This window comes from Dorea amylophila (assembly GCF_025567265.1).
Lineage (GTDB): Bacteria > Bacillota > Clostridia > Lachnospirales > Lachnospiraceae > Dorea_A > Dorea_A amylophila.
On record NZ_JAOQJW010000005.1, the window covers coordinates 17,132 to 32,447 of the forward strand.

Consider the following 15,316-nt stretch of genomic DNA (forward strand, 5'->3'; position numbering starts at 1 on the left):
ATGGAGGTACTATTATGGCAAATTACACAAAAACAACTATTGGAAAGGAAAGCCGAATTGAGCTGCATGAAAAGTTGTCTTTAACTGGTGCAGAAATCAGTTTAAACGAACTACCTGCAGGAGCAAATGTACCATTTGTTCATTCTCATAAAGAAAATGAAGAAATCTATGGAATTCTTTCAGGTAACGGCAAAGTCATAATTGATGGAGAAGAAATTAGCCTTTCAACTGGAGACTGGCTAAAAATCGCACCTGCTGCAAAGCGTCAGTTTTTTGCATCCGATATTTCTGGAATTACTTATATCTGCATTCAGGTAAAAGAAAATTCTCTGGAACATTTTACAGCAGAGGATGCCGTAATCGGCTAATTAAAAGTATTTATTTACAAAAATGCACAGTTCACGATAAGCTAAGAACTGTGCATTTCTTTTTTGTTCAATATTACGTTTACTCTATAGTATTCGTATGTACAAAGTTTATTTTAACATTTCCATAATCCATGTAAATTGCAGTATGCATATACTTCCTCCACCTGCTCTCCGTCACAAAGACAGAAATCTGCAACCGGCTCCTGTCCTGGATTTAACTGTTTTCTATAAACGCCCTGATTGGTATTTAATGTAATCCATTCAATATATTCTCCCTTAATAATTCTCTGCACGTACTTCAAAATAACTCTGCGGATGATTGCATACCGGACATACCTCTGGAGCCTTTGTTCCGACTACAATATGTCCACAGTTACGGCATTCCCATACCTTAACTTCGCTCTTTTCAAATACCTGTGCAGTTTCAATATTCTTAAGAAGTGCACGATATCTTTCCTCCTGGTGCTTCTCAATCTCACCTACTGCCCTGAATTTTGCTGCAAGCTCAGGGAAACCTTCTTCCTCTGCTGTTTTAGCAAAGCCATCATACATATCTGTCCACTCGTAGTTCTCTCCTTCTGCAGCAGCAGCTAAGTTTTCTTTTGTATCACCAATTCCTGCTAATTCCTTGAACCACATCTTTGCATGTTCTTTCTCATTATCTGCAGTCTTCAAAAACAATGCTGACATCTGCTCGTAACCTTCCTTTTTCGCTACAGAAGCAAAATAGGTATACTTATTTCTTGCCTGTGATTCCCCTGCAAATGCCTCCTGTAAATTCTTCTCTGTCTGTGTTCCTGCATATTTGTTTGCTGCCATCTCTTTTACCTCCGTTTTCTTTACTACTTTTTCAAAATCTGATGCCGGGTGCTTGCACAAAGGACATATAAAGTCATCTGGTAATTCCTCGCCTACATATTCATATCCGCAAATTCTGCAACGCCATATTGTCTGACTGTCCTCTGTTTTTCCAACCTCCTGTGGCTTAGGCTTAATATTATTCTGATAATAATCATATGTTACTGAAGGAACATTGCTTAAAACTTCCATATCGGTTATCTCACCGATAAACATCGTATGTGAACCCAAGTCCTCTGTTTTAGTAACTGTCACGGAAATGTATGCATTTGTACCTTCTGTAATATAATAAATACCATTTGTGCCCCTGGCACACTGCTCAAATGCTTCAAACTTATTGGTATCTCTTCCTGATTGGAAGCCAAAATGTTTGAACAATTCAAATTGTGCCTTCTGACTTAAGACTGATACAGTAAATTTTCCAGTTCTTTGAATCATATCATGCGTATAATTTGCCTTATTTACACAGATACTTAACTGGTTTGGTTCCGAAGCTGCCTGAATGGCTGTATTAATGATGCATCCGTTATCTTTTTCTGCTTCTTTAGCGGTCAATATAAACAGTCCATAACTCAACTTATACATTGCTTTCCTATCCATGCTGTTCCTCCTTTACCTTCTCCCTGCATTTCGGGCAAATGCCTTTAAATGAAATATCATAATCCACAAATTCAATTCCATGAGTGTTATGAATTCTTTCCAGCAAATCCGGTATTTGATCCATATCCACATCAAAAATTTCACCGCACTTTATACATCTTACATGGTAATGATTTTTCAATGTAAAATCAAATCTGTTCGGTCCATCCGGAACTTCAACCTTTCTTAATGCACCTTCCTCTACCAATATATCAAGATTTCTATATACAGTTCCTTTTCCAATTGTTGGATATACTTCTTTTATAAATTCATACACTTCGTTTGCCGTAACGTGTCTTCTCATTTCGTATACGGTATTTCTTACAAGATCTTTTTGAATGGTATTTCTCCTACTTGTCATTAGTCCTCCTTATTAGGATTAATTCTTAATAAGGATTGTATACCACTATCATCCTGTTGTCAATAAAAATAGTAATAATTCTCATTATTATAAAAGATGCCAAACTGAGCATCTTTTACCTGAATAACTATTTTATTTTGCGTTCAAATACATATTCTGAATCTGAAGATAAATCAGACCTAAACGAATATCCGAGTCTGTCAAATTTCTGAATCTCCACCGGATTTTCAATATTATTTTCCGCTATGAATCTGACCATTTCACCACGAGCCATCTTGGCATATGTACCTTTTGTTACCAATTTATCTCCGGATAACTCACAAAATACAATCGTAATATATCTGTCCTGTGGTGTCAGATACTTTTCTATACATTTTGAGTATTCTTTTGATGCAAGATTAATGATAATCCTACTGTCATCGATTACTGAGCGGTATAACAATTCTCCCCAGTACTCATACAGATTTTTTGCATCTCCAATTCCAACCTTTGCCTGCATTTCAAGACGATAAGGAGTCACACCATCCATTGGTTTTAAAATGCCATAAAACGCAGACAAGATTCTTAAATGATTTTGCAAATACTCAAACTGCTGGATTTCAAACACAGATGGTGCCATATATTGAAATGCAATCCCTTCATATGCTAAAACAGCCGGAGTAAGCCTGTTATAAAGATCCATATTTTCCAATCTGTTAAAGTTCTGCTCTGCAATCTTGTCATTACATTTCCATATAGCTTTCAGTTCTTCTTTTGATTTGCTTTTCATCCGGTTTAATACTTCTGCTGTCTTATCAATATAGACAGGCAGCTCAACCGGTGCTAAGTTATCGGTATCTACAATCATCTTTTTTGCAGGTGATAAAATAATCTTCATTGTGCCAATTCCTTAAGCATATTTTCAGGATCATCTGCCGCCTTGACTTTATCATTTGCCTTTATAATGATTCCCTGCTCATCAATAAGATATGTAGTTCTTACTACACCCATAGATACTTTTCCATAATTTTTCTTTTCTTTCCAGACATCATATGCTTCAATAACTTTACGCTCCGGATCTGCTAATAGCGTAAATGCCAGTCCGTATTTTTCTTCAAATCTCTTGTGAGACGCTACAGAGTCCTTGCTTACTCCGAGAATAACAGCTCCCTTCTCAGTAAACTGTGGATAACGCTCAGAAAAGCCACATGCCTGCTTCGTACATCCTGGTGTATTATCCTTTGGATAAAAATATAAAATTATTTTTTTACCTAAATAATCACTTAATTTATGCACTTCTCCGTTCTGATCCGGCAATTCAAAATCCGGTGCTTTTATTCCTAACTCTAACATTTACTATTCCTCCGCTTTTGTATTTTCCACCTGTTTTCTTGTTCTTTTATTACCTGAAATCATTTTATGTCCTGTATACATAGACATGATCATACATATAAGAGTGCTACACGCAAAATACCTATGACCTGATTTGGATCCTTTATATCCAGTATAAAAAGTTCCAATCATAGTAATTAACGCTCCGATTGACCAATACTTATGTGCTTTCATTTTATACCTCCAAATTGATTAAGCTGTTTCCAAAATAAATATCTCTGGAGCATTAACAATATTATACATTCTATCCATCACTTTCGACAAGCAGAGAAAAAAATAATCAATCCATCCGGATTATATTCAAGTGTTTCATTGATAAAAGCTTCTACCGCAGATCAAAACATCTGCATTTAATGCATGAAGAACTCCTGCAAATGCACCATGTACGCTTCCATTCGTATCTACTACTTCTGAATGTACCACTTTTCCCTCCTCTACATCATAGATCTTAAATGTCTCTGTGTGTCCAAAGTGATGAAAATCTGTCCATTTTCATATGTTACTGCTATTCTCATGATACCTTCTCCTTTTTCCACTGCATATTTTTGGTAAATAGAATATAATTGTGCCCCTTCCTCATAACGGACAAATTTTTTTCTTCTGACCTGCACCAGCTTTTCCAATTCTGGAATTTATTTTCTGACTTTAGGCATGAAAAAACCTCCTTCCTTCGTACATAAAAAAATATCTTTCATATATACAAAAGAAAGAGGGTGAAAATACAGCCTCTGATATGTAATTTTTTTTGCTTTAGAGAAAAATTATGTATTATCGTTCAAATTCTAGCACAGGTACAACATATCTATAATTTTTTGTTTATCCGTTCCCCTAATGTCTAATGACTTTAAATCCACTGTTTCATCAGCTATTTCAGATAAGAACTTTTTCATATCTTCTGCTATTTCCGAACTGAGAACTTGCCTTGTATTGGCTGTGATTAACTGTGCTAATCGGAACACATCGTTTTTATGTTTCTTTATATTTTTGCTGTCAACCTGCTCTCCATTCAGCTTGCGTTCTTTTAAATCCAGCCACGCTGTCGCCTTAAATGGTATCAGGCAAGTCAGACTTAATACCGGAATGCCATCAACCATCATTTGTCCGGTTTTTAGCAATTCATAATACGCTTCGTTTAGAAGGATTGCCGACAAGCTGGAGATTTCATCGTCTATCGGAAGCGGTGTGAGAACTGCATCATCTTCCAATATAATAAAATCTGAATTTCTGGAAAATATTTCTATCATATATGGATATTCTTTGCTTTTCGGAGATGTGAAACGATAAAACTGTGCATTTCCGGTACTTTTATTCAAATGCTCATATCCTGCTTCCTTGACATACTCCCAAAACTGCCTGCCGAACTCCGCTGTTATGGATTCAACAATCAGTACAATATCTACATCTTTTGTAGCACGAAACGGTAATTCTTCGTTTTCCATAATCAAATCACACGCTGTCCCACCGACGATGACATATTGATTTTCAAAACCCTGAAATCTTTCCTTAAATTTTGTAAATCCGCTGACCATTACTCCTTCAACCTTCTTTTCTGTAATTCATCTACTGCTTCTTCAATTCTCTCATCGTTTGTATCTCCAAAAGACAAAACAATGGAAATATCATCAGCACTGTTATCCTCTGAAAATTGTTTCGGGTTGTATGCCCATAATTCAAGTCTTATCTGTTTATCCGGGTCTATCAATTCATCGGTTAGCAAGGTTTTATCATAATCTTTCTCACTAATTGCATAGGTAACAACTCGGCTTGGATTTAACATTGTTTTTTCAGAAAGTGCCGTTTCCCCTGCAAAGACCATATTTTCTGTAACTTGCGTCTTATCTATATATCCTGTTTTTCGAACAGGAGTCTTCAAATATACTTTTGCTTTTTCAAATAATTCATCTCGCTTATATTTTGACTCAATAAACTTATTGACACCGTCTTTTGCTACCAAAAACAAATCCGTCGTTTCCAACTGCTTTACTGCTCTGGTCAATGTCATTGCTGTAAATGGAAGCACTTTTCCGGCTTCTGAAATATACAATCGTTTTTTCTTACTGTACAGATAAAATAAAAACAACTGCTGCGTGGAGTAAACAAACTTACCCGTCAGCTTTTGGGGTTCTTTTTCATCAGAAAGCATTGTCCCAATGAAAGGAAGAAAGACCTGCTTATCAGTAATAAACGGTATATTATTTTCTATAAGGCTTGTTCTTCGATAATTTGATACCGTTGTAAGTTCAAATACAACTGGCACATTATCAATCTGCTGTATTTTTACAATTTGTTTTTTCAATGCCGGAAGTGTGGCAAGTTCTTCTGTTGGAGCAAGCATTATACAGCGTCTGTTTCCAATATATGCTGTATGAAAATCATAACTCCCTGCAATATAAACAGGCAAAGAATCCTGATGATTCCATGCTTCATATTTTATAGAAATCCCGAATACGCTTGTAAACATATTTCTCGTTCTCCTTTTAACTCATTTTCTTTCATTTCAACTTTGTCAATATTAAAAGTCAAGTTTTTGAGTTATTTTGATTTTTCTAAAATTCTTTTCTCTTACACCCTGTATTTTCCCCCTCCATCTTTTGTATATGTAAGAGGGTTCGTAGATTAGAGCAAGATCCACCTAGGTATTACCGTATCGCCATTTTATGGCTGCGGCATACCTCCGGGTAAGTCTCTTGATGGGGATTCCGATTCCCCATACCCTCGTACAGACATCAAAGATATCTGTTGGCTCTCTATCAAAGATAGTCGCAGTCCGTTCTCAATAGCCCCGAACATGGCACTGAGATTTGCATTCACACCGATGTGACTACCCTCAGGAGTAACGCTAAGTGCATCATAGGAAACATTCAGCTTCTCAACATGATGCTGACTGAAGCTTGCATCAATACCATGATCAGCAAGTGCCTGGTGAAGATCCTCTTCGATTCGTTCTTTGAACTGTTCATAATCCATAGTTTTGTTTTCCTTTCTGCTTTTGATTTGGTTGATCCGGATCGTCACCCAGAATTGTGGTAGAGTAGGCGGATGAGAAATTTCATCCGCCCCTCATCAAACCGTGCATGAGGTTCTCCCTCACACGGCTTTCCAACATTCTTCTTTCTACAGCATTACGTCATGCTCTAGCCATTTTCTTTAATCCTTTTTCGTAAATGCTATTTCTAACAAATCCCACTCTTGACATATGTTTACGCCTTTGGTGTTTCTTGTTATACCATCTTGTAAAGGTACAGATAATGTACCAGTCCAATGCCTGCATCCATTTCTCATTTGTTTTGGTGGAATAATAATTCTTCCAACCTGTGATTTTCGGATTTAGATTCTTTATTAAATCCTCTTCCTTTGCAATCAGCAGACTTCGACTGTTTACATTTCTTTTAATTTCTACTTTCATTTTCCTCATAGCTTTCCTGCTCGGATACTGATAAGTTTCTTTATACAATTGTCCTTTGCTTGTTTCCATTGTCATTCTTCTGTGGTGCATTCCAAGAAAGTCAAATCCCTCTTTTCCGTCCCACATGCTGGCAATCTTTGTTTTTACTGGGTGTAGCTTTAAATCCAGTTTTGCCATGATGTATTGCAATAAGTTCAGTGCGTGATTTGCACTTTTCTTATTCTTGCAGATGATTACTGTATCATCTGCGTACCTTACAAGAATACCGTGAGTAAGTCCATACTTTTCCCACAGTCTGTCCAGTGTATTTAAGTAGATGTTTGCCAATAACGGAGATATAACTGAACCTTGGCTTGTTCCCAGTTCAGAGATTGTCAGTACATTTCCGTATAATACTCCTGATACTAACCATTGTCTTATCAGCTTCAATATCCTACGGTCTGATATTCTCTGCTCTACCAGTTTCATCAGCTTATCTTGGTTTACGTTATCAAAGAACTTCTCAATATCTGCGTCTACTACATAATAGCCCTTGTTGTTACACGCTTTCCTTACCACTTCCAGTGCTTGCTTGGCACTTCTTTTCGGTCGGAATCCATAGGAACAATCTCTAAAGTCAGCTTCGAATACTGGCTCTATTGCTATCTTGGTAGCCATTTACACAATTCTGTCCTTGACTGTTGGTATTCCAAGAGGTCTTTCACTTCCGTCTGGTTTTGGTATCATAACTCGCTTTACTGGGGATGGTTTGTACTTTCCATCCATCAGTTCCGATTTGATTTCTGACAGGTATTTTTCAATTCCCATCGCTTCAATATCTTCGATTCTGATTCCATCTACACCACTGAAATCTTTGTTAGCTTTTACCCGTTTCCATGCCTCGAAAAGTACATCATCCCGATACACCTTATCGTACAGTGCATGAAATCTTCGGCTGTCACATTTCTTGGCTGTCAGATATAGTTTGTTTTGAAGTTGTCGAACTTTTTCTTTGGAGTTATTAGTCTGCATGACATTCTCTCACTCTTACCCTCTCTACAAACTTGACTGAAGTAAGGAACATTCCCATAAACTGCTTTCCAGTTTCTTCACACGTTCCATGGTTTTCGCCCATATACCCAAGGCTCAACTTCTCTTTGCTCTCCTATCAGAGACCTTTTTAACGATACGGCAGAATTCACTTAATGTTACGGTCTGCATGATTGCTCGCTCCTCTTGTCGAGGTTACTTTATCCACTCGCTTAGCACCCTGTATTACTACAACGCACCGAGTTTAGCTACACGGCTCACTGGCGATTACCGTGACCGGACTTTCACCGGCAAGTGTGGTCCAGCTTCACTGGACACACGGTAACAAAAAAGCGCCGTATTACTACGACGCTTTTGTCTTGCTCGGAAGATGGAGCAAGGGAACACTATTCAATTATCTGTTGTACTTTTTCTTCCTGCTTACAACCATTGTGCCGATGGCTGCACCGCCGCTGATGAACAACAGGGCAATCCACAAAGCAAGGTTGCTTGTATCGCCGGTCTGCGGACTCTTATCGGATGTTCCCGGTTTGGTACTGGCAGGCTTTTTCTCAAGAGCAGCAATCGCATCTTCGATAGCCTTTGCCATCTTGTCTACTTCGGATTGCTCCGTAATATTTTTACCACGGATAACAGCCTTGACAGCAGCTTCCACACCGGAGAAATCCTTGTAGTCATTCTTGTTTAGTGCATTTGCTTTGGCAATGGCTGCATCAACCTTTGTGTAATCAGCATCCTTGTATTGCAGGGCAGCAATGGCATCTTCAATAGCCTTCGCCATTGCATCCACTTCGCTCTGTTCAGTGATGTTCTTGTCACGGACAACAGCCTTGACAGCAGTTTCTACAGCAGAGAAGTCCTTGTAGTTGTCCTTGTTCAGTGCATTTGCCTTGGCAATGGCTGCGTCGACCTTAGTGTAGTCGGCAGGTAAATAAGTCATTGCAATGGTCTGCGTATGAGTTGCTGTATCAGCCGTAATCGTAATATTGAGATTGAAAACCTCGCAATTATCTGCGCTGACTTCGACAGTATAAGTACCCGCTTCCAAATCAACAGGGTTTGCTACTTCCTGACCATTCACTTTAATGACTACATTCGCCAATTCAGCAGGTGTTACGACAAAAGAAACTGTATACTTAGGTGCAGGCAAAAGGGGCGTTCCATTAGAATTAAATCGATAATTGCCACCAGCAGCAGTGATTTCATTAAAGAAATCTTCCGTTTTCATAAAGTCAAGGGTCTTTTCTGTTCCAGCATCCTGGTACTTAAAGCAAGCCGGGACATTTTCAGTTTCCACGAAATAATTGTTTTCAAAAGCAGGTGTATCAGAAGAAACACCGCCTGCAATACCACCTAAACGCTTATAAGGTGTAGTAGCCGTATATTGAGATAAATCCATTTCACCAGCGAAATAGCAGTGTCTGATTTTTGTATCTGCACCAACTATCCCTGCAATGCCGCCGAAATCCGTATTTCCCTTGCCAAGAGGAACCATTTTCCCGGTGGAATAACAATTGATAATCTTTGAGGCTTGATACAGCTGCCCAACAATTCCGCCGGTACAGGATGTCCAAGAGGTCATCTCGCCTGTATTAGCACAAAACTGTACGGTACTGTTTTGAGCAAGGCCTACGATACCGCCCATCTGAAAAGAGGTGACATCCTTCGTTATTGAAAAATTTCCCTTGTTTTGGCAGTATTCAATTGTGCTATTTATCGCATATCCGCACAAAGCCACAGTCCCGTTAATATACTTGTCTGTATCCGTGAACGACACATCTGAAACGCAGTCAGAAATTTTGCTGTCTGCTGCAACGCCCGCTACCGTTCCAAAATAGACATACCCTGAATTGGACACATCCAGCTTACCTTGAATTGTCAAACCGGAAATTTCAGCGCCGTAAACCTCACTGAAAAATCCGTAAGATGGATACTCTGTCTTTCCATAGTTTTCGGAAAAATCTAAATTGGAAATCGTATGTCCATTTCCATAGAATTTGCCGCTGAAGTAATGCAGCAGAGTTCCATCAGCAGCAAATACGCTGCCAATCGGTTTCCACGCAACACCTGTTAAATCCAAATCTGCATCAAGAGATACAACTGCATCTGTTTTATCATCATATTCGCCATTGTCTACAGCTTTTGCAAATTGCAAAAGCTCATCTACTGTTGTGATTGAGGTTTTGTTGCTTTGCTCGTTCTCTTCTGCAAACGCTGGAATTGGAGCAAATGTCATCACAAGACACAACGCAAGCAGAAGACTTAAAAGTTTCTTCTTCATTTTCATTCCTCCAAAATAATTCTATCCGCTATTTTCTTCCTCCGACAGCGGACACGCCGGAGAAGATAGAAGGTTTAACCGGAAAAGATCGATTTGCCGGTCGTGGTTAGGACTTCAATATCAAACCACCATCCTTCCATAATTTCTAAGGCAAAAGGATATGAATTCCCCTACCCCATAGATATATAAAAGTATTTTATCAGATTTTTTCAAAAATCTCAAGTAGTTTTCAGAATATTGCTCTCATCTTTTTCTCAAAGCATTGCCTTCTTTCATTACTCACGGAACTTTATGACTTCTTGAATACTACCCGAAAAGGAAAAGCCGCCGTCTGTGACAGCGACTTTTCTCTTTAGCGGATAAACCATATCAGCAGTCTATTTATGGCATCCACTGCGCCGTGTCTTTTCGCCTGTATCTCTCGATTTCGCCACTCCATAAGGCACTGACAAATTACTCTGATTCCTACCGGCTCTATTGTTATTCTAGCGTTTTCTGTACAATTCAGATACAATCGCCCATTTTTCCTGTCCGGTATATCCCATGTACTCGTATTTGAGGTTGATGAGTTTACAATCCTTTGCAAAAAGTTCTTCCTGTTTTTTAATGTTTTTTCATTTGTCATGTTCGTAATCTCCTTGAATTTCCTAAACTTGACACTTACTTTCTTTAAAGAAAGGTCAATCTCATTGACATATTAAGATTTAATTCTGCCAACACTTATAGCAAATCCATTGACTTCATAACAAAATTTATGTATAATTTTGTTATCAGATAAGGAGGTGCTTTTATGCCGACAATCAAATCAAGTGCTGATTTAAGGAATAATTACAATGAAATTTCTACATTTTGTCATAATTATCCAGAACCAGTTTTCATCACGAAGAATGGAAAAGGCGACCTTGCAGTTATGAGCATTGAAGCCTACGAAAATCTTGTCAGCCGCTTTGAGCTTTACAGCCAAATCAAGGACGGAATGGACGATATTGCATCAGGCAACACCCGACCTTTCTCTGAAGCTATGGCAGATATCAGGAGTCGCCGCACACGATGAGTTATCAGCTTCATATCACATCCACCGCAGAGCATGATATTATGCGTGCTGTGGATTACATCGAATTTACCCTAAAAAATCCACAAGCTGCTGACAATCTGTTAGATGCTGTCACAAAGCAGATAGGAACATTATCAGATTTACCTCAAAAGTTCCGTCTTGTCGATGATCCGGTTTTAGCAAGTTGGGAAATTCGTTTTGTAATAATCAATAATTACCTTGCCTTTTATATTATTGATGAAGAAAAGCAGACCGTTATTGTAGTCCGTTTTCTCTATCAAAAAAGTAACTGGTGTTCCATTCTTCGACAGGGATTTCCCCTGGTTTAAGGAATCTGTTTTTGCAGATTCCTTTACTTTTTATAAAACACAATTATTCAGTTGTCTGCTCAATCTGTATTGATTTTAAATTTCCTAAACTTGACACTGCCTTTTCTTAAAGAAAGGTCAATCTCATTGATATACCCACATTTCGGGCATTTGATTTCAATATTTCCGGTTGTCATTGTAACTGTTGAAATGTATGGATCCCCATGGAATAAAGCATTGCACCTTCTTCATAACGGACAAATTTCTTACGTCCTCCTTTGACAAGCTTTTCCAAATCCGGAACCTTGCTTCGGTTATTTCCCATAACGCTTCCCCCTTGTTTCCAGAAATTTATTTGGCTGGTACGTGAAAGGATGTGTTTTCTGCATATCATCAAAATGAATAATTGCTATGCCTGACAACAAAAAAGGACACCTTCCATTGGTATTTCTACCAAAAGAGAAGTGTCCCTTTATACACCTTATAATCCATACATCATTATTTCAATCTATACAGCTCCAGGCCGTTTCATGTAGCTCCATGTCAATCCGTGGAACCACTTTTCCTGATTGGACGTCTATGACTACCAAACCGAACTTTTTTTCTGGATTAGTACAGCTTCATGCATAACAAAAGTTATATTATTCTCTTCTTATATGTGCATATAATCCCAACTATAATGATAGTTATGTAATAAAAAATAGTACGAGCATTTTTAATTTTATCAGCTATCATAATTCTGTATGCCTCCTTCTTCCATGAGATTACAGCAAACGTAGTAGTAATGTCTATCAAAAGGCTTTTACATATTAGATAAAAGCATGTAAAATTTCTTTTACATAGCTTAATTGCGGTCTATTTAGCTTGTTTCTTGACTACTCAGGAAAAATATTTCTACCCTCGCCCCACCTGTATTTTCAGAATTTGAAAGTTTAATACCTCCACCATATTTTTCAGCCACAGTTTTTGCAAAAAATAGTCCCATCCCATAATGGACTTCGCCATTTCTACTTGTGTCATCCATAAAAAACTGCTCTGTGCCATGCAATAATGCTTCTTTTGTAAATCCTGATCCGCTATCCTCCACAATGAATGTCAGCCGGCCATCCTGCTCCTTTGCGTCAATATAAATGATTCCATTTTCTTTTGTATGCTCCACTGCATTCTGAATCATATTCATTACGGCCCGGAACATTGGATCATAAGCAATCGTTACCTTTTTATCACTTTGTCCCGCCTTCCAATCTATTTTCTGGTGATAGATTTCTACCAGTCCGAGTGCCTGTTCCTTTATATCTGCGAAAAAATCTTCTAACCTCACCGTTGTATAGGTAACATCACTGCAATTCCATGATTTTGTGACATCTATCAACTGTTTTACATAACTTTGTATCTGTATTGTGCCGTTCAAAACATAAGTGATATTATTCTTCTGTTCTGTGGTCAGTTCAGTCTCTGAAAGTAGTTCTGCATTTCCCCGTACAATCGTAAGAGGTGTTTTAATATCATGCGCCAAAGCAGACATCTGTTGTTTCTTTTCCTGCTCTGTTTTCCACTGCTTTTCTAAAGATTCTCGCAATGCATCTCGCATATCATCGATTGCCGATAAACAGTCATCAAACTCTTTGATACCGGAACAAGATGTCTCATATTCCAGATTTTGATCCTTTATTTGTCTGATTGCGTCTAATACAGGCTGCATCTGCTTTTTGATTCTTTTTCCAAAACGTATGGACGGAATGATGATAATCGCTACCGCTCCAATCACTGACATAATACTCATCACATTCTGTGGTCCTATAAAATGCTCCCTCAAAAAAGCTGAATGATATTGAGGTGTCAGGCGATATTGCAATACAACATATTCATTTTCCCTTACAATTACTTTATAAAAATATTTCCCGGATGCGTTTCCGTACTTTGCAACATTCCATGCTATCTGTTCGTATTGTTCTGACAGATCTCCACCTATTTTCTCTCCATTCTCTGAAAAGATTACATAATCACAAAGTGCAGGAATCATCTCAGCAGTTACTTTATCCGCACGTAAAATCGTATCATATGCTTCATTAATCTTTTGCTCTGCATAATTCGCCGGATAGATACAGCCCACACTAATCAAAAGGTACAGCAGCAGCCAAGCAACAATCACCAAACCTACTAATGATCCAAGCATGACCAGTACATATCTCATAAAAATCCAGCTGAGTGCATTGCTTCTCTTTACTCTTCCCATTTATATCCAATCCCCCAGACTGTTTTTATCGGTGTATAATCATAATCCGCAAATTTTGCTCTTATATTTTTGATATGCGTGATAATGGTACTGTCATTACTCTCACTGTCAAAACCAAAGACCTCTTCTAAAATCTGTTCTTTCGAGAAAACCTGTCCCCTGTTTTTAGCCAGGAATTCACAAATTTCGTACTCCGCTTTCGTAAGAGGAAGTTCCTTATCATCAACCAACAGTTTCTTTTGAGACATCTGAATGCAGACTCTCCCTAAAACCATCCGGACAGAATGTTCCCTGTGCTCTCTTCTAAGATGTGCATTGATCCTTGCCCGAAGTTCCATCACTCCAAATGGCTTTGAAATATAATCATCTGCTCCTAAAGAAAGTCCGTTTACCAGACTGTTTTCCTCCGTTTTTGCCGTAAGAAACAAAATCGGACAATCCACAAGTATCCTAATTCTTTTGCATAATTCGAAGCCATCAATTCCAGGCATCATAATGTCCAGTAAAATCAGGTCATAACGATGTAATTCTTCCATATTAATTTTTAGTGGATTACTTACTTTGGTAACCAGATGTCCATCCTTATTCAAAATGCTTTCTATCATTTCCAAAATTGCCGGTTCATCATCAACTGCCAGTATTTTTGCCATAGTTTCCCTCGATTCTATTCCGATATTCTGTTTCCTTCCCAGTGGTTTACCCACCAAAAATAGTATACCATACTAATCCCTGTAAATATTAAGCAACCTGGTATGAATGACAACCATTCACCTACACTAGTTTCTCCCAATACAGATTGCAGATAAGTATATGGTACTCTACCCGTCCAGCAGACAAATACATATTTCCACACATAATCTCCAAGTCCGGTAAGCATCAATGCACTAATTAGTCCTGATATAATCCCTGCTCCAATGGATACCCCTTTTCCAAACTGAAAAGCCAGAATCAGCTGCCACAGATAAAGTGGAACACTGCTTCCCCACAGCAGCAATGCTGCAAATATACATCCTTTCATGATTTCGATATCGCTTGATGCGATTCTTCCAAATCCAATTCCGAATATGATTGCTGTCAATAGGATAGAGCACAGACACAAAACCAGTAGCATCAACAGTTTCGATAAAAATGCTGCAGGTTTATCCGGTAAAGACAACAGATTTTGAAAATCACCTGCATTTTGTTCCTGTTCCATCACACTTGCTGTAAAAATTCCAATAAGTACCGGAAGTCCTGCTCCTATTGCCTGATAAAATGCAATCACTTTCATATTTTCATTCCATGGTGAAAAAAAGTAATATATTAAAAATATAACGCTGGTTATAATCGGAATCAGTAAGTGTGCCAGAATCACAGATGTTCCTTTCATCTTTCGCAAGTCTGCATTAAGAGATCTTCCAATCAT

Annotated in this window: 19 protein-coding genes and 3 pseudogenes; 3 read left to right on the plus strand and 19 right to left on the minus strand. The window is 38.2% G+C overall.

Going from position 1 to position 15,316, the window contains the following annotated elements; all coding sequences use genetic code 11:
- Nucleotides 1–14 precede the first annotated feature (14 nt).
- Nucleotides 15–368 carry a cupin domain-containing protein gene (locus OCV72_RS03800; protein WP_055282052.1) on the plus strand — a complete coding sequence of 118 codons (354 nt, stop codon included), beginning with the start codon at nucleotides 15–17 and terminating at the stop codon, nucleotides 366–368.
- 113 nt (nucleotides 369–481) lie between these two features.
- Here OCV72_RS03800 and OCV72_RS03805 read toward each other — a convergent pair.
- From OCV72_RS03805 to OCV72_RS03875, 15 genes and pseudogenes are all read right to left on the minus strand, one after another.
- A pseudogene (locus OCV72_RS03805) lies at nucleotides 482–637 on the minus strand (desulfoferrodoxin family protein); the annotation flags it as partial.
- 7 nt (nucleotides 638–644) lie between these two features.
- Nucleotides 645–1,187, minus strand: a complete 543-nt coding sequence (gene rbr / locus OCV72_RS16750; RefSeq protein WP_242859206.1) for a rubrerythrin — start codon at nucleotides 1,185–1,187, stop codon at nucleotides 645–647.
- Between the two features lie 18 nt (nucleotides 1,188–1,205).
- A pseudogene (locus OCV72_RS16755) lies at nucleotides 1,206–1,826 on the minus strand (flavin reductase family protein); the annotation flags it as partial.
- A complete protein-coding gene (locus tag OCV72_RS03820; protein WP_055282056.1) occupies nucleotides 1,819–2,226 on the minus strand; it encodes a Fur family transcriptional regulator in 408 nt (135 codons plus the stop codon). The gene OCV72_RS03820 and the pseudogene OCV72_RS16755, both read right to left, overlap by 8 nt.
- A 127-nt stretch (nucleotides 2,227–2,353) precedes the next feature.
- Complete coding sequence (yaaA, locus tag OCV72_RS03825) at nucleotides 2,354–3,103, minus strand: peroxide stress protein YaaA (protein WP_055282059.1); 750 nt, start codon at nucleotides 3,101–3,103, stop codon at nucleotides 2,354–2,356.
- Nucleotides 3,100–3,558: a thioredoxin-dependent thiol peroxidase gene (gene bcp, locus OCV72_RS03830; protein ID WP_055282061.1), complete on the minus strand. Its 459-nt coding sequence runs from the start codon at nucleotides 3,556–3,558 to the stop codon at nucleotides 3,100–3,102. Before bcp ends, yaaA begins: the two co-directional genes overlap by 4 nt.
- Before the next feature lie 3 nt (nucleotides 3,559–3,561).
- Entirely contained in the window at nucleotides 3,562–3,771 is a 210-nt protein-coding gene (locus OCV72_RS03835; protein WP_021737557.1) for a DUF6219 family protein, read from the minus strand.
- Nucleotides 3,772–3,884: 113 nt separating this feature from the next.
- Nucleotides 3,885–4,169, minus strand: a pseudogene (locus tag OCV72_RS16760) (NifB/NifX family molybdenum-iron cluster-binding protein); the annotation flags it as partial.
- 210 nt (nucleotides 4,170–4,379) lie between these two features.
- Entirely contained in the window at nucleotides 4,380–5,126 is a 747-nt protein-coding gene (locus OCV72_RS03845) for a hypothetical protein (RefSeq protein ID WP_055282063.1), read from the minus strand.
- On the minus strand, nucleotides 5,126–6,058 hold the full coding sequence (locus tag OCV72_RS03850) for a hypothetical protein (protein WP_055282065.1): 933 nt from the start codon (nucleotides 6,056–6,058) through the stop codon (nucleotides 5,126–5,128). Before OCV72_RS03850 ends, OCV72_RS03845 begins: the two co-directional genes overlap by 1 nt.
- Nucleotides 6,059–6,252: 194 nt before the next feature.
- On the minus strand, nucleotides 6,253–6,564 hold the full coding sequence (locus OCV72_RS03855; protein WP_055282067.1) for a DUF5688 family protein: 312 nt from the start codon (nucleotides 6,562–6,564) through the stop codon (nucleotides 6,253–6,255).
- A 160-nt stretch (nucleotides 6,565–6,724) separates the two neighbouring features.
- Nucleotides 6,725–7,660, minus strand: a complete 936-nt coding sequence (gene ltrA, locus OCV72_RS03860; protein WP_242859199.1) for a group II intron reverse transcriptase/maturase — start codon at nucleotides 7,658–7,660, stop codon at nucleotides 6,725–6,727.
- Nucleotides 7,661–8,014, minus strand: coding sequence for a reverse transcriptase family protein (locus OCV72_RS03865; protein WP_242859200.1), 354 nt, complete (start codon nucleotides 8,012–8,014; stop codon nucleotides 7,661–7,663).
- A 412-nt stretch (nucleotides 8,015–8,426) separates the two neighbouring features.
- Nucleotides 8,427–10,313, minus strand: a complete 1,887-nt coding sequence (locus tag OCV72_RS03870) for a GLUG motif-containing protein (protein WP_055282069.1) — start codon at nucleotides 10,311–10,313, stop codon at nucleotides 8,427–8,429.
- Nucleotides 10,314–10,665: 352 nt separating this feature from the next.
- Nucleotides 10,666–10,938 carry a hypothetical protein gene (locus OCV72_RS03875; RefSeq protein WP_055282071.1) on the minus strand — a complete coding sequence of 91 codons (273 nt, stop codon included), beginning with the start codon at nucleotides 10,936–10,938 and terminating at the stop codon, nucleotides 10,666–10,668.
- A 165-nt stretch (nucleotides 10,939–11,103) separates the two neighbouring features.
- Here OCV72_RS03875 and OCV72_RS03880 point away from each other — a divergent pair, with 165 nt between their 5' ends.
- Together OCV72_RS03880 and OCV72_RS03885 are read left to right on the plus strand one after the other, a co-directional pair.
- Nucleotides 11,104–11,367 (plus strand): type II toxin-antitoxin system Phd/YefM family antitoxin, encoded by a 264-nt coding sequence (locus tag OCV72_RS03880; protein ID WP_055282073.1) that lies wholly within the window; start codon nucleotides 11,104–11,106, stop codon nucleotides 11,365–11,367.
- On the plus strand, nucleotides 11,364–11,696 hold the full coding sequence (locus OCV72_RS03885) for a type II toxin-antitoxin system RelE/ParE family toxin (protein WP_055282075.1): 333 nt from the start codon (nucleotides 11,364–11,366) through the stop codon (nucleotides 11,694–11,696). Before OCV72_RS03880 ends, OCV72_RS03885 begins: the two co-directional genes overlap by 4 nt.
- A gap of 172 nt (nucleotides 11,697–11,868) precedes the next feature.
- On the opposite strand, the gene OCV72_RS03890 is transcribed toward OCV72_RS03885, so the two are convergent.
- The 4 genes from OCV72_RS03890 to OCV72_RS03905 all read right to left on the minus strand — a co-directional run bounded on the left by OCV72_RS03890 (nucleotide 11,869) and on the right by OCV72_RS03905 (nucleotide 15,316).
- Entirely contained in the window at nucleotides 11,869–12,000 is a 132-nt protein-coding gene (locus tag OCV72_RS03890) for a DUF6462 family protein (protein ID WP_242859201.1), read from the minus strand.
- Between the two features lie 534 nt (nucleotides 12,001–12,534).
- Nucleotides 12,535–13,911, minus strand: a complete 1,377-nt coding sequence (locus OCV72_RS03895; protein WP_055282077.1) for a sensor histidine kinase — start codon at nucleotides 13,909–13,911, stop codon at nucleotides 12,535–12,537.
- Nucleotides 13,899–14,561 carry a response regulator transcription factor gene (locus tag OCV72_RS03900; protein ID WP_055282078.1) on the minus strand — a complete coding sequence of 221 codons (663 nt, stop codon included), beginning with the start codon at nucleotides 14,559–14,561 and terminating at the stop codon, nucleotides 13,899–13,901. Before OCV72_RS03900 ends, OCV72_RS03895 begins: the two co-directional genes overlap by 13 nt.
- 14 nt (nucleotides 14,562–14,575) lie before the next feature.
- Nucleotides 14,576–15,316 (minus strand): lantibiotic immunity ABC transporter MutG family permease subunit, encoded by a 741-nt coding sequence (locus OCV72_RS03905; RefSeq protein WP_005330844.1) that lies wholly within the window; start codon nucleotides 15,314–15,316, stop codon nucleotides 14,576–14,578.